Below are 13,466 nucleotides of genomic sequence, written 5' to 3'. Positions count from 1 at the left end.
ATCCAATAAGTTTTTCATTCTCCCGTTCCATCAGGAACTTTACAAAAATAAATGATTAGAAGACCGCTACTTCATGGGTACCTATTGATCATAGGTCTTGTCCTGGCGCTAACCGGACAGGCCCAGGAAGGGAGCTGGAATAATCAACGCTACCAATGGGTTACTCCTACGGGAAGTTTTGTACTAGACAGCTTGACGGTCGTTCCCTTCAGTATTCAGGCTTTTCAGCCTTCGGGCACGCTTTACGACAGCAGTTTTTACGTTTTTACCCAACAAGAATTCCGTTGGCTCAAACCCGTTTCGGAAGACAGCATTTTACTCCGTTACCGCGTACTACCTTACCAACTGACGGCACCTTTCGCCTTACTAGATACCACCCAGCGGGAAGACAATCCTACGGGCCTCATCATCGGCAACTACAATCCCTACGCCAGTGACGGCAGCTTGCTTGATGGTCAACGCCTCAACTACAGTGGTAGCTTCAGCCGTGGTTTTTCCTTTGGCAACCGCCAGGATTTGGTGCTCAACTCCAGCTTCAACCTCCAACTAGCGGGCGAAATTGGGGATGGCATCCTGGTGACGGCAGCCATCACCGATGAGAACCTCCCCATCCAACCAGAGGGTAATACGCGACAGTTGCGCGATTTCGACCGTATTTTTATTCGTTTAGAAAAAGACCGCACCCAACTTACCGCAGGCGATTACGAGCTGCGCAGCCCAGACAGTTATTTCCTCCAATATTTCAAGAAGCTGGAAGGAGCTACTTTTAGCACCAGCCGCCTGGACGACCGAGGAGGACGCTGGAGCAATTCCGCGAGTGTGGCGATTGCTCGTGGGCAATTTCGGCGGCAGCAGTTGGTTACCCAAGAAGGCAACCAGGGGCCTTACAAATTGCAGGGAGGTAGTGGGGAGCGTTTTATCATCGTCCTGGCGGGCACCGAAAAAGTTATCCTCGATGGACAAACCCTCCAACGAGGCCGTGATGCGGATTATACCATCGACTACAACCAGGGAGAGGTGACCTTTACAGCCCGCCGATTGGTCACCAAAGACAGCCGTATTGCCGTAGAGTTTGAGTATGCCGATCAACGTTACTTGCGTTCCCTCTACGCGGGGAGTTCCCATTACCAAAATGACCGCTGGAAAGCTTACGTAAACATTTACAGCCAGCAAGACAGCAAAACAGCTACCGGCGATCTGGAACTCAGCGACGAAGAGCGACAACGCCTCCAAGATGCCGGTGATCAGTTGACCAATGCCTTTGTCTCGACCATCAACAGCCTGGATGCTCCCGACAGCCAACGCGCGACCTATTCGGCCGTTGACAGTCTGATCAATTGTAATGGCGTAGACAGTCTTTACCAGTTTTTGCGCTTTGACCCCGAGGGTCTTCTCGTCGCCAGCTTTGCTTTCGTGGGCGAGGGCCAGGGCGACTATGTGCTTGATCCCGCTCTTACGGCCAACGAAAGAGCCTACCGCTGGGTAGCTCCCGACCCTAATGATTGTCGTCCGCAGGGCAACTACTCCCCCATTCGCCAATTGACAGCACCCAAATTACAGCGGCTCCTCACCACGGGAGGTAGTTATCAGATAGGCAAAAGCGGAGAAATCCGTGGCGAATTGGGCTACAGCCAGGAAGACCTCAATCGCTTCAGCCGTTTGGATGCCAATAACGATAAGGGCATCGCTACCCGCCTCGACTGGGACCAAAAATGGCAACTTGGGCCCGACTCTTCCGGCTGGCAACTTTTGGGTGGTGCTGAATACGAATGGGTACAAGAAAATTTTCGTGCCATCAACCCCTACCGTTCGCCGGAATTCTTGCGTGACTGGAGCCTCGCTACGGTCAACGGCATTGGCAATACCAGCCCAGCCGCCGAACAACTTGCCGGAGCGACCCTGGCCCTGGGGCATCCAGACAAAGGCCAGCTGCGGTACCGCTGGTCGAGTTTTTTACGTGATTCTTTGTACGAAGGGCAACGCCACGCTGCTGAATTGCGCTGGCAAATAAAAGGCTGGCAAATCAATGGCAGCAACAGCTGGCTCAACAGTACCACCCCCATTCTCGATACACGCTTCACCCGCCCTGGTTTACAAATTCAAAAGAAGTTTGCCCGCTGGAACAATTGGCAACTCAACCTAAGTGCACAGGAAGAAAAAAACCAACGAACGCCCACCGGAACCGACGAACTGGAACTCAGCAGCTTCTTCTTTCAACGCTACACGGCCAGCCTTCAAAGCCCGGAAAGCGAACAATGGCAGTGGGGCACCAGCTTCAGAGATCGTCTTGACTACCAACCTCAGGGCAGCGATTTCCGAGCAGCAAGCCGCGCCCAGGAAGGAGAGATCAACGGACGTTGGCAACCCAACAAATTCTTCAATACCAGTGGCAACCTGACCTACCGAGCACTAAAAATTCTCAACGCAGAACTGACTAATCTGGAACCCGCAGAAACCTTGCTTGGCAGAATCGACGCTACCGCCAACCTCCTCAAGGGCGGCATCAGGAGCAATACAACCTACGAAATTGGTTCAGGGCAAGAGCCAAGGGTCGAATTTATTTACCTTTTTGTAGGTGCTGGGCAAGGGCAGTACATTTGGCTTGATAGTCTTTACAACAACGACGGTAAAATTCAGCCCAACGAGATGGAAATCGCCCCCTTTCCCGATATTGCCGACCACATCCGGGTAAGTATTTTTACGGACGACTTTATCCGCACTGACAACGTCACGCTCAACCAAAGCCTACAGCTAGACCCTAGCCGATGGTGGGCCAAAACCGACAAACCTTGGCAAAAATTCGCCAATCGCTTTTCCTGGCAATCCAGCTTATCCATCAACCGTAAGGTACGGGCTTTTCCAGGCGTTCAGAGCTGGAATCCTTTTCAGTTGTCCCTTCCAGACAGTGCACTCGTAGCTGTGAGCGCCAATCAGCGTCACCTCTTGTTTTTCAATCGGCGCTCCACGAAATACGATCTTCAATTGGAGTATAATCTTCAGCCCCGTAGGCAAGTTCCTACCACTGGATTTGAGAGCCGCTTGTTGCGCAGTTCTATTATGAGGGCCCGCTGGAACATCAACAGTGCTACCACGCTCAGAATGGAAGGTGCCCGCACGGAACGCAGCGCAGATTCGGAGTTTTTCAACAACAAAGATTATCAGCTACTAGGTTATCGTTTGCAACCAGCACTCAGTTACCAGCCGGGGCAAGATTACCGAGTGACCCTTACTTATCTTTTGCAAGAAGAAGAAAACAACCTGGAGAACACAGGACAACGTTTGCAGCGCAACGAATTTCAGCTCGAAGGGAATTACCAACAATGGCTGCGTGCGAGTGCGCGTTATGTACAACTTGAGCTGGATGGTGATCCGAGGTCTCCGATTGGTTTTGTGCTCCTGAACGGCCTACAACCCGGGCACAATTGGATTTGGAATGCCAGTCTTACCCGCCAACTGGGCCGCTACCTGCAAGTGACGCTCACCTACGAGGGGCGCCAAACAGGCCAGGCCAATACTGTACACGTAGGCCGGGCACAGGTAACTGCAATTTTTTAAAGAACAGCACGAAAATAAATGGGCAAAAAAAGCAGAGGCGGGAGCCTCTGCTTGGGATAACTTTTGGGCCTTTTGTCAAACAAAGGCACTCAGGAAAAATGTTCGTGGGATTATGCCTGCCAAAACATGGGGTAAAACTTAGCAGGCTTCGTTGTTGGGATATTTGTGTAGTTTCCCCTTGGGATGTTATTAAAAACACTAAAAGTGAAAATATCACTTGGTTGTCTTGGGTGTTTAATCTCTTTTTAGACGGCAGATGATTAGAAAGTCACTATTATTATGGAAATTATTTTTTTAGGAACAGGTACCTCGCAAGGAATCCCGGTAATTGGGTGCCCCTGCGCCGTTTGCCAATCAACAGACCCCAGGGACCAACGATTGCGAGTAGCGATCCTGTTACGAAAAGGTGAACAGCAAATTGTGATTGATGCCGGGCCTGACTTTAGACAACAAATGCTGCGCGCTAACGTCACTGAACTCAACGCAGTTTTGCTGACGCACGAACACAATGACCATATTATTGGGCTTGATGATGTGCGGCCATTTATTTTTCGGCAACTCACTCCGATGCCTATCTATTGCGACAAGCGAGTAGCGGGAGAGTTGCGAGCGAGGTTTGCATACGCATTTGCTGAAAATCCCTACCCCGGTGCTCCCCGTTTTGAGCTGCACCTTACCAATGAAAAAGAGCATATTCAGATCGGCCATTTTAACATCCAAATTATCCGCTACCTGCACGGCCTTCTACCCATTCAGGGATACCGGATTGGAAATTTCGCCTACCTTACCGACATCAAAAGCATTGCGGAGGAAGAATTGAAAAAACTGGACAATTTAGACCTTCTGGTTATCAGCGCACTGCATCGTGAAGAACACCACAGCCATCTAAGTTTAACCCAAGCTATTGGCTTAATTGAACGTATTAAGCCTAAGCGGGCCTATCTCACTCACCTTAGTCATCAAATGGGCAATCATCAGGAAGTAGAGCAACAATTACCCCCAAATATCCGTATTGCATATGATCAATTGACTTTATCGCTAGATCATTGAGTAAACCTTTGATCCAACAACGATTCCAACTTTGGCAATTATTTTGGTGTTAAATATTTGCAAAAATCACCCAAACACGAGAACCTCTTTTATCTTTCTTCGTCTTAGAAAAAGAGAAGTATTTAGCGACTATGAAAAGAATTCTGGCCGTCCTCCTATTGAGCATTTTAAGTTGTTCTCCCCGTTTCCAAGGGATGCGTGCCCTGCTTGACGATCCCGAGAACATCATCATCTCCTTTGATTCCACCTACTTGGGTTATGTCCCGGTCATGGAAAAATTCCACGCCCAGGATGCTCATCTTGATGACAGTACTGGTATTATTGTTTTCACGGGCAGTTCCAGTATTCGAATGTGGAAAACCATAGCCACAGACCTCGACACCCTTCCCTACCAAATTCTTAATCATGGCTTTGGAGGCTCTACGCTCCCTCAGGTCAACTACTTCTTCGACGATCTCATCACGCCCTACCAGCCGGAGATTGTAGTGCTTTACTGTGGTGAAAACGACATTACCGACGGCTTCAAAGCCAAAGACGTCCTGTCCTCTTTTCGGACTTTCTTACGATTACTTTTGATCAAGTCCCCGTCTAGCAAAGTGCTCTATGTGAGCATGAAACCCTCTCCTGCCCGCTGGGCATTATGGCCAGAGTTTGAGAAAGGCAACCAAATGATTGAACGGTTTATTAGAAAGCTTAATAATCCTGATATTCAATACTTTGACATTGGCCCCAGTATGCTTGACCCCATTACCCAGTATCCCATAGGCAGCATCTTCACGCAAGACAGCCTTCACATGAATGAAAAGGGATATGCCATTTGGCAACAGGAAATCATTCCAAAAATCAATGAATTGGATTGTAATTAAGAATCCGAACAGGTTTTATTTTATTATAAATACGAAAAAACCTTATATTTACTCGTCTGATTTGCCTTGATTGAACAAACACATTGCTTCACAGCCCAAACATGCTTACAATTGGTCCCAAATACGGAGCATTTGTAGGTACTTATTTTTATGACCCCGGTAAATATTATAAAAAAGATCTCTAAGGCATTAGAGGGTTTATCCCAGTTGGGTACTAACAAAAACTTCTCCCCTTGGGACAATAATAAAACTCGCTATTTAAACCTCCTCCTGCTAGTTTCTAGCTTTGCATCGTTTTGTTTTTTGGTGGGCAATTTTCTGCTAGACAATCCACTATTGACCCTGCTAGGTGGACTGCTATTGATTTACAGTTTTCTTCTTCTTTTACTTCAGCATTTTCAACGACAATATCTTGCACGTACGCTCGCGTACCTGTGTTACCCTCTTTTGTTTTTTGCCTTAATCATCATGAGTGAAGGAGAAGTACACGGTGAGTATGCTTTTTTCTTGATGATCCTGCTCAGTGTAATATTCTTCCGGACACGCTGGCGGCAGTTCTCCATGATGTTTTACGTACTTATTCTCTTTATTACTGCTCAGGTTATCAATTATTACCAATTTTCGACGACTCCTTCTCTTGCTACTGTTTTCAACGATACGCTGATCTTCATTGCGATTAGCATTGGCTTGATCTACATTACCGATAGTTTCATTATCCAGATTGTTGAGGCTCGGCGCAAAAACAAAAAGTTACTGCAAGATCTCTCTACCTCTAACGAAGAACTTCGCCGTCTGAATTATATGGTTTCCCATGATTTAAGAACACCGCTGCGGCAAATTGTTTCTTTCTCAGATTTGGCACTTATTGCCAATCAGGAAAAGGATAGTGCTGCTGTTCAGGATTTCATGGAACAGGTAGGATTATCGGCGCGGACCTTGTACACCCTCACTGACGACTTGCTCTCGCTCGCTCATTTGGACAGCAAGCAGCTACCAACGGAAGAACTCTCCGTTGCAGAGGTTTTTGCAAAAGCAAAACAACCTTTTACCGGCATTGAAGAAACGATCACTATTGATACGGAAGACAAGGGTCATAAATTTATCGGAAACCCTACTCTCCTTGGGATGGTACTGCAAAATCTAATCGAAAACGGCCTAAAATACAACGAACAGTCGGCTAAACACATCCAACTCCGCGCCAGTAGTCATCCGGAAGGGCTTCAAATTTCAGTTCAGGATAATGGCATTGGTATTGCGCCGCAGTATCAACAAAAAATCTACGAGCCCTTTCTGCGGATACCTACCAAAGAAAACTACCAAGGGACGGGTTTAGGGCTGGCTATTGCCAAAAAAATAATGGACATCCACGGCGGAAAAATAAGTCTGGAGTCATCAGGTAAGGGGACTAAATTCATCCTCACCTTCCCTCATCGTCTTGCAGACAAACAGCTTCAACAGCCAACGGACGCTAAGAACAATCGCTTTAAAATCTGGCGGACGTTCAAGGAGCGCAGGGCTATTTTTTAGGCTTTGATGCCAATCACCGCAATCATCCTCCCGGTCAGTCCTCGTTCAGCCCGGTGCGAGAAGTAACGATCCGTATTGGCCACTGTAGAAAAAGGAGATACTTCCATCTGGTTGGGAGCAACACCTAAACGTAAGAACTGATCGCCGTTGGCTTTTTTCAAATCCACCAGAAACTTACCTCTTTGGGGATTCCATTTCTTGTATTCATCGGAGAAATGATCAGCAACATCGGCATCAACTTCAAAGTCGTTTTCACCGATACAAGTGCCAATATAGACCCAACAGTCTTGCGGGCGGCTTCCGTACGCATCACGCATCAAGAGCATGGTTTTAGTTGCTATTTGGTTAGCCGTACCTCGCCAGCCAGCGTGGGCTGCTCCTATTGCTTGGGTGGTCGGATCATAGATCAAAACAGGGGTGCAATCCGCAATGGTTACACTCAGCAAAATACCGGGCCGGTTGGTGACCATCGCATCGTATCCTTCCCACTGACCGGGGGCATTTACTCTTATAACTTGATCACCATGCACTTGGAAAGATCCTGCCATCCGGTCTACTGACCAGCCTAAGTCGCGGCAAAACCTTTCTCGATTTTGTTTTACGTGTGCAGCATTATCGTCGGTAAACAAACCCAAATTCAAGGACGCAAAAGGAGGAAGACTAACGCCCCCCAGGCGGGTACTCTCCGCAACGGTTAGCGCCGAAAAAAAAGCAGCCCAGGAAGGCTGGTAATTCGTTTCAGTTTGCATGTGATGGCTTGGGTAATTTCGTAGATGCCTGATCATAGATCACTTCCCAACCGATACTTTGTGCCATAAAGGCAATCGCTTCCAGCATCGCATTGCCATCTTCTCGGGCCTTGTCCAACAAATTGCTTTCTTCCGCTTTACGGCGTAAAACTTCTTTAGCGTTTCGGTTGAGCTGCGTATAATCTTCGGGTGTAAAACTATTGAAGAAACTCTCCTCCAAATTGCGGTAGCTAATCTCATGGTCAATGGCCAGGATGGAAGGTTCGGGCAGATTATTCAATACAATCTGACGCGACATACTGTCTACCTTGATGCTGACCTGTTCCATATCATAGCCAACCAGGACCCTTCCTTTCACTTCTAAAAGTGCTTTTTTGGAAAACTCCCAGTAGGTAGGGATGGGTAAGTAAAGGGTAACCTCTTTGAGGTTGGTCTCGGTATACAATTCACTAAATTGCCCTTCTACCGTTACAAGCTGGCAAACCTCCCTAATGCGCTCGAGAAGAACCGTAGATTCTACTTGCTTCGATTCCCGTGATTTTGAACCAAACCACTGGTAACTTATCCAGAGTCCAGCAAAAAAAACTACTGTTAACAATATTCCCAGCCCCAATTTGGATCGCATAATGCTTAATTTACTTTAGCGGTAAAATCATACTTCAAACCTTTATAACTCTTCAAAACTACTTTTACCGATCCAACTGAAACGGGTGATTCGATCAATACTGGAATCTTATTTTTATCACGGGAGACAAAAACAGACATTTCATCTCCTTCTTTAAAGACTTCACCAGCAATCAGCTGCGGGCTGAATTTATAGGTATTGTAGCGGCCCATCCCTTTTACCTTTGTCCCATCTTCAGTACCAAGGTATTTTACTTTCAAGGGGTAGGTTTCCCGATCAAAGAAAATTTTCACGGGTACTTCTTGTCCAGTACGCAAAGAAGTAACTTCCACGTTACGCAAATAGTACATGATGGAAAGAATATCGTGCATACAACCATCAAGGTTAAAGCTTTCAGAGGTGGCTTCCTGCCGATTGCGCCCTTTGTGTGATACCGCCCGTTTGCTGCGCTGATCGAAGGTTACTTTATCGTAACGCTCATAATTCCCTTCCTGGATATCGCGGATCGACAAACGTGGTAGCAGGGTCTCTTTGTTAATATAGCTATCATAATTGTCTCTTACTTTGAAAAACCATTCGTAAGAAGAATAGGTACGTCCTCGGGCAGAAAGATGATAATCTTCATCGTCATCATAAACGCGAAAAACAACTTCTCCGGCCGATAGCCAAACAAAGTTCCAGTTATAATAAACTTTATAGACCAACTCTTCCCCTACTTCAAAGACGTCATTGTCTGTATCGCAAGGTTCTATTACGGGCGAGGAATAGGAATTTATTCTTGGGCTAGAAGCCAGCAAGAAAGGTAGAAAGATCGCAAAAAACCAAGGTTTAGCCATTCTGTTTTTCATCATTCGCTAGGGTTTTAAAAGCTACTATTAATAATTATATCAGCCTTAGAAAAGTTCAAAATTGCAGCTTTACTTAATAGATAATCCTTTACTTCTATTATTCATGATCAACAAAGCCCCCACTAAAGCGGGAATAACCAAGTTAATCACATAAAGGCTAAAAGTAGCACTTACGATGCTCAATGGCAACAGGTTGGCCTGCTCCCACACCAGCAAAGCCAGCTCACTACGAGTAATAACGCTAAATCCTGGCGGCAGTGGTATACCCGCTTGTATTAAATAGATGCTAAAAATACCTTGCATCCCCTGCCAAAAACTTAGCGGTAGTCCAAAAAACCACAATAAAAGCAGATACTGAAAAGAGTATATCCAAAAGCGAATTAAAGCTAAGAATAATGCCTGTAAAAGTCGGCGATAAGCAAGGGGTTGATGTGCCTTTATTTTCCTTCTCAACCATCGCCACCATTTATGTTGCGTACTCCACTGTTTTAGTCCAAGTACAAACCACGGCTGATTCACTAGCACTAAGAGCAAAACCAATAATAGTGGGATACTCCAACTGACTAACCATAATAACCATTTGGGCCACACGTAATGGGTACCCAAAATTAGCCATAACGCAGGCCAGCCGCATCCTAAAAAGACGACCCACTGGCAGAGACTTCCAAGCAAAGAACTAAAAATAACATTGCCTGTTTCAGCTGCTGGAGCTAAAATTGCACGGCCGCCATATTCTCCAATTCGATTTGGGGTAACAATAGAAATACTGATACCAGCGAGTACCGCTTTGAAGGCATACAGCCAGCTAGGGCGCCAATCCGTAAGCAAGAGCTGGCGCCATTTAGCGGTTTCCAGCAACCAATTAATGGGCATCAATAGGAGCGCATAGAACAAATAGCTGAGGCGTTTACCATCTTCTCGCGCAGATTGCAGATCTTGCCACCAATGTTCAACTCGCCCTTCTGTACTAATCTGCCAAAACAATACCACCAACAACCCCACACCTAACAACTGACGCAACCATCGGCGACGTGACGGCGTAAAAAAAGTCGCAATGGTATTCATCAATTCTTTGGTGGTCAATGTGATTTATTTTCAACATTTTGTTTAACTTGCCACATCTTAGTATTGCGCAGAAAATAAAACACGATTTTTCTTAAGTTTTTCAAATAGTTAAAACACTTTAAATGAACCGTTTATTTAACTATTTGAAAAACAAAATCGTGTTTTATTTTCGTGCTGTTCCTTAAACATTCCGTACCCAACTTATGGCCAAGTCTCCAGCAGCAAAAATAGCACCTTATCGCTTATTAGGCGTTGATCCTGGTACGACATTATTGGGTTTTGCCATCATTGAGGTAGACGGCACAAAGCTTCGGATGTTGGAAATGGGGGTCATCCACCTAAGTAAGCTACCTACCCATGAAGAGCGCCTCCAGCGGATTTTTGAACGCCTTAAGCAGGTCATTTTCACCCACAAGCCACGAGAAATGGCTATTGAAGCTCCTTTTTATGGTAAAAACGCCCAGTCTATGTTAAAACTTGGCCGGGCACAGGGAGTGGCGATTGCCGCCGCAATGACCAGCGGGCTCACCATCCAGGAATATGCTCCCCGTAAAATAAAGCAATCCATCACTGGCAATGGTAATGCCTCTAAAGAGCAAGTAGCCGCCATGCTGGAACAGGAATTAAAAATTGATCTTAGCGACCAACTCCTTGATGCTACTGATGCATTAGGTGCAGCACTGTGTCATTATTTTCAAACAAAAAACAGCCTTGGTTCCGGTAAACGTCACCAAGGCTGGGAGGCCTTTATTAAAGACAATCCTGGCAAAGTTAAATCTTAACTGCTGCCGCTATTTTTTCTGCCAACGCCACTTGGCGTTCCTCTTCAACAACAACCGGAGGGCGCTCAAAATTGATATCTCCAACCTTATTGATCGGAATCAGATGGATATGTGTATGTGGTACTTCCAAACCAATTACAGCAATACCTATCCGCTCACAAGGAACAACCGCCTCTACACCCGCTGCTACCTTCCTGGCAAAATCCCATAATGCCGTATAAGTAGAAGGTGCCAGGTTGAAAATATAATCAACTTCCGCTTTCGGAATCACCAAAGTGTGACCTTCTGCACGTGGACGAACATCCAAAAAAGCTAGAAAATCTGCTGATTCTGCTACTTTGTGGCACGGAATTTCACCACTGATAATCTTACTGAAGATGCTCGGCATGTGCAGGAACTTATTAGATGGTGATCGATAAAATTTCAAATTCAATATTTCCACGGGGTGTTTCCACCTGGGCAATTTCTCCTACTTTTTTACCCAGCAATCCTTTCCCAATAGGAGAGCTTACTGATATTTTACCAGTCTTTAAATCGGCCTCGCTTTCAGAAACAAGGTGATAAGTCATTTCTTTTTTCAGCTTCAAGTTTTTGATGGTCACTTTCGACAGCACCGTTACTTGAGAAGTATCCAATTGGCTACTATCCAAAACGCGGGCAGTGGCCATCACTTTATCTAATTCATTGATCTTCATTTCCAGAAGGCCTTGCGCTTCCTTGGCGGCATCATATTCTGCATTTTCAGACAAATCGCCCTTCTCGCGCGCCTCAGCAATTGCTGCTGCAACTTCTGAACGACCAGTTGTTTTCAGTTCTTCCAACTCGGCTTTCAATTTCTCATACCCCTCGGGGGTTAGATAACTAACTTTTGACATAAACATCCATTTTTAATCCCTAATCCTACTAGTCGACAGATGTCCTTTCCTAGTGATCAGCGTATTTTTTTATAGTATCCAAAGCCCTTTACTACCAGTGAAAGAGCTTCACTCGCAGTTCGCAGACCTCGTCTTAACGATTTAATAGTATCTCTATCTATCCCTCACCCTACTTAGCTGTTGGGGGTGCTTTTCTACCAAGCAAAAAGATAGCAGAGGAATTCGATGTCTGTAGCTACAGACAAAAAAACAAGAACGCTTTCACAGACAGGGTGAAAACGTTCTTGTCTTTTACAAAGTCAAAGTTACGAAAAAAGGCGTTGCCGCGCAAGAGGTAAACGATGACAATAAAAACAGCATTCAGAATGCTCGCTTCTACAAATTGATCCGAATTCCAAAATTATGGGTACCATCCCAAACTTTAGTTGTCCGGTAAGCATAATCAATAGAAAGCGTATTGCTCTTGCGTTCTTTACTCAAAGGAACACTGATCGTGGCACCTGCACTAGGGCCAGTGTAAACAGACTCTTGTGTTACATCAGCATCAGCTTCTACCTTGTAAGCACCACGCAACATGAAACGCTCCTTTAATGCATACTCTACCCCTACGCCAATCTGGTCACGAGAGAATGAGTTAGCCGTAAAATTACCCAAAGCTGTTATCCGATGCGTACCGCCGCCGATCAAGAAATCGTAGCTACCACCAATGTTCAACATAGAAGGCAATTCGAAACCAGCAGAACGCTGTGAAAGGGTCAAGTTGTAAGCATCGCCATCCGCCGCCTGGGCACTGGTAGCCAAACCTTGCCCACTGAAGGACATCCGAGAACCTACATTACGCAGAGCGATCCCGAACTTGAAGTTATCATTTTCTCCCGTTACGTACTGTACACCAGCGTCAACCGCAAAGCCGAAAGAGGATACGTCTGCAGTTGATTCTGAAATACCCCGCAAGGTTACACCAACCGATACTTTGTTCTCGAAAACGTGAGCGAAAGAAAGGCCAATGTTAAAGAAATTGATATTAAACGTTGGGCCGTCTGGATCTGGATCTGGAAGTTCTGTAGTTGTTACCAAAATGTCTCCAAAATCAACAGACATAAGACTGAATCCAAAAGCACTATTCTCACCAATTTTCTGAGAAAGCCCCAGTGCATTGAGTCGAATATCAGCTCCCTGCAAATAATTGGCACTACCAAGTGCAAATTCAGTCTTGTTTACACGAACCAATCCCGCAGGGTTGATTCTAAGTGCCTCTACCCCACTTACAAACGATGTACTCATCGAATGAAGGCCAGCACTGCTTGCCCAAGGATTGAGCAGCAACTGCACAGCTCCGGCTTCACCCTGACGATCAGGGTTACCCGCCCAAAGGGAGGCAGTTAGGAAAAGGCAAAGATGAAATAGGTATAATGATCTTTTCATTACCGTAGATTAATGAAGTGCCGCTTATAAAACAGCACTTTGTTTTTGGATGTAGCCTCAAATTCCCGTCAGGGAAAAGTTGCTTTATCTTTTATTATA

The 13,466-nt window shown here is 45.8% G+C and carries 12 protein-coding genes; 5 read left to right on the top strand and 7 right to left on the bottom strand.

Annotated elements, in window-relative coordinates; all coding sequences use genetic code 11:
- The first annotated feature begins 51 nt into the window (after window positions 1–51).
- The 4 genes from AB0L18_RS10145 to AB0L18_RS10130 all read left to right on the top strand — a co-directional run bounded on the left by AB0L18_RS10145 (window position 52) and on the right by AB0L18_RS10130 (window position 6,998).
- Window positions 52–3,555, top strand: a complete 3,504-nt coding sequence (locus AB0L18_RS10145) for a hypothetical protein (RefSeq protein WP_367392473.1) — start codon at window positions 52–54, stop codon at window positions 3,553–3,555.
- Window positions 3,556–3,834: 279 nt separating this feature from the next.
- Window positions 3,835–4,605, top strand: a complete 771-nt coding sequence (locus tag AB0L18_RS10140; RefSeq protein ID WP_367392472.1) for an MBL fold metallo-hydrolase — start codon at window positions 3,835–3,837, stop codon at window positions 4,603–4,605.
- Window positions 4,606–4,736: 131 nt separating this feature from the next.
- Entirely contained in the window at window positions 4,737–5,471 is a 735-nt protein-coding gene (locus tag AB0L18_RS10135) for a GDSL-type esterase/lipase family protein (RefSeq protein ID WP_367392471.1), read from the top strand.
- 468 nt (window positions 5,472–5,939) lie between these two features.
- Window positions 5,940–6,998 carry an ATP-binding protein gene (locus AB0L18_RS10130; RefSeq protein WP_367392470.1) on the top strand — a complete coding sequence of 353 codons (1,059 nt, stop codon included), beginning with the start codon at window positions 5,940–5,942 and terminating at the stop codon, window positions 6,996–6,998.
- On the opposite strand, the gene pgeF is transcribed toward AB0L18_RS10130, so the two are convergent.
- The 4 genes from pgeF to AB0L18_RS10110 all read right to left on the bottom strand — a co-directional run bounded on the left by pgeF (window position 6,995) and on the right by AB0L18_RS10110 (window position 10,303).
- Window positions 6,995–7,747, bottom strand: coding sequence for a peptidoglycan editing factor PgeF (gene pgeF, locus AB0L18_RS10125; protein ID WP_367392469.1), 753 nt, complete (start codon window positions 7,745–7,747; stop codon window positions 6,995–6,997). The genes AB0L18_RS10130 and pgeF overlap by 4 nt on opposite strands.
- Window positions 7,737–8,372, bottom strand: coding sequence for a DUF4230 domain-containing protein (locus AB0L18_RS10120; RefSeq protein ID WP_367392468.1), 636 nt, complete (start codon window positions 8,370–8,372; stop codon window positions 7,737–7,739). Before AB0L18_RS10120 ends, pgeF begins: the two co-directional genes overlap by 11 nt.
- A 5-nt stretch (window positions 8,373–8,377) precedes the next feature.
- Window positions 8,378–9,223 (bottom strand): DUF3108 domain-containing protein, encoded by an 846-nt coding sequence (locus AB0L18_RS10115; RefSeq protein ID WP_367392467.1) that lies wholly within the window; start codon window positions 9,221–9,223, stop codon window positions 8,378–8,380.
- Window positions 9,224–9,289: 66 nt separating this feature from the next.
- Window positions 9,290–10,303, bottom strand: coding sequence for a lysylphosphatidylglycerol synthase domain-containing protein (locus AB0L18_RS10110; RefSeq protein ID WP_367392466.1), 1,014 nt, complete (start codon window positions 10,301–10,303; stop codon window positions 9,290–9,292).
- Between the two features lie 185 nt (window positions 10,304–10,488).
- Between AB0L18_RS10110 and ruvC the strand changes: the two genes are divergently transcribed.
- Window positions 10,489–11,067, top strand: a complete 579-nt coding sequence (gene ruvC, locus AB0L18_RS10105) for a crossover junction endodeoxyribonuclease RuvC (protein ID WP_367392465.1) — start codon at window positions 10,489–10,491, stop codon at window positions 11,065–11,067.
- Here ruvC and AB0L18_RS10100 read toward each other — a convergent pair.
- The 3 genes from AB0L18_RS10100 to AB0L18_RS10090 form a co-directional block, all read right to left on the bottom strand.
- On the bottom strand, window positions 11,057–11,455 hold the full coding sequence (locus tag AB0L18_RS10100) for an HIT family protein (protein WP_367392464.1): 399 nt from the start codon (window positions 11,453–11,455) through the stop codon (window positions 11,057–11,059). The two genes, ruvC and AB0L18_RS10100, sit on opposite strands and share 11 nt — an antisense overlap.
- Window positions 11,456–11,468: 13 nt before the next feature.
- Complete coding sequence (gene greA / locus AB0L18_RS10095; RefSeq protein WP_367393144.1) at window positions 11,469–11,942, bottom strand: transcription elongation factor GreA; 474 nt, start codon at window positions 11,940–11,942, stop codon at window positions 11,469–11,471.
- Between the two features lie 375 nt (window positions 11,943–12,317).
- Window positions 12,318–13,367: a PorV/PorQ family protein gene (locus AB0L18_RS10090; RefSeq protein WP_367392463.1), complete on the bottom strand. Its 1,050-nt coding sequence runs from the start codon at window positions 13,365–13,367 to the stop codon at window positions 12,318–12,320.
- Window positions 13,368–13,466: the final 99 nt, after the last annotated feature.

This window comes from Lewinella sp. LCG006 (assembly GCF_040784935.1).
GTDB lineage: Bacteria > Bacteroidota > Bacteroidia > Chitinophagales > Saprospiraceae > Lewinella.
This window is presented reverse-complemented; position numbering and strand designations above follow the sequence as displayed.

Bases quoted from the DNA above. Each gene is read 5' to 3' on its own strand.
- AB0L18_RS10145 (WP_367392473.1), top strand. From the start codon at position 52: ATGATTAGAAGACCGCTACTTCATGGGTACCTATTGATCATAGGTCTT.
- AB0L18_RS10140 (WP_367392472.1), top strand. From the start codon at position 3,835: ATGGAAATTATTTTTTTAGGAACAGGTACCTCGCAAGGAATCCCGGTA.
- AB0L18_RS10135 (WP_367392471.1), top strand. From the start codon at position 4,737: ATGAAAAGAATTCTGGCCGTCCTCCTATTGAGCATTTTAAGTTGTTCT.
- AB0L18_RS10130 (WP_367392470.1), top strand. From the start codon at position 5,940: ATGAGTGAAGGAGAAGTACACGGTGAGTATGCTTTTTTCTTGATGATC.
- pgeF (WP_367392469.1), bottom strand. From the start codon at position 7,747: ATGCAAACTGAAACGAATTACCAGCCTTCCTGGGCTGCTTTTTTTTCG.
- AB0L18_RS10120 (WP_367392468.1), bottom strand. From the start codon at position 8,372: ATGCGATCCAAATTGGGGCTGGGAATATTGTTAACAGTAGTTTTTTTT.
- AB0L18_RS10115 (WP_367392467.1), bottom strand. From the start codon at position 9,223: ATGATGAAAAACAGAATGGCTAAACCTTGGTTTTTTGCGATCTTTCTA.
- ruvC (WP_367392465.1), top strand. From the start codon at position 10,489: ATGGCCAAGTCTCCAGCAGCAAAAATAGCACCTTATCGCTTATTAGGC.
- AB0L18_RS10100 (WP_367392464.1), bottom strand. From the start codon at position 11,455: ATGCCGAGCATCTTCAGTAAGATTATCAGTGGTGAAATTCCGTGCCAC.
- greA (WP_367393144.1), bottom strand. From the start codon at position 11,942: ATGTCAAAAGTTAGTTATCTAACCCCCGAGGGGTATGAGAAATTGAAA.
- AB0L18_RS10090 (WP_367392463.1), bottom strand. From the start codon at position 13,367: ATGAAAAGATCATTATACCTATTTCATCTTTGCCTTTTCCTAACTGCC.